Source organism: Arthrobacter sp. ZBG10, from assembly GCF_001238605.1.
GTDB lineage: Bacteria > Actinomycetota > Actinomycetes > Actinomycetales > Micrococcaceae > Arthrobacter.
In genome coordinates this window covers 1-218 of record NZ_LFQH01000162.1, presented here as the reverse complement: position 1 = coordinate 218, position 218 = coordinate 1, and the positions used below count along the sequence as shown (strand labels likewise).

General features: G+C 62.4%; 1 protein-coding gene. It reads left to right on the top strand.

Annotated elements, in window-relative coordinates; translation table 11 throughout:
- Window positions 1-218, top strand: a 218-nt coding sequence (locus ACU18_RS19020; protein WP_157407883.1) for a hypothetical protein, incomplete at both ends; no start/stop codon positions are given.

Below are 218 nucleotides of genomic sequence, written 5' to 3'. Positions count from 1 at the left end.
AAGGACCCCGCGACCAAGGACCTCGTCGCGGACCTCTCCGACGACGCGATCTGGAACCTCAAACGCGGCGGCCACGACTACCGCAAGGTCTACGCCGCGTACAAGGCAGCCACCGAATTCAAGGGCAAACCCACCGTCATCCTCGCCAAAACCGTCAAGGGCTACGGACTCGGACCCCACTTCGAAGGCCGCAACGCCACCCACCAGATGAAAAAGCT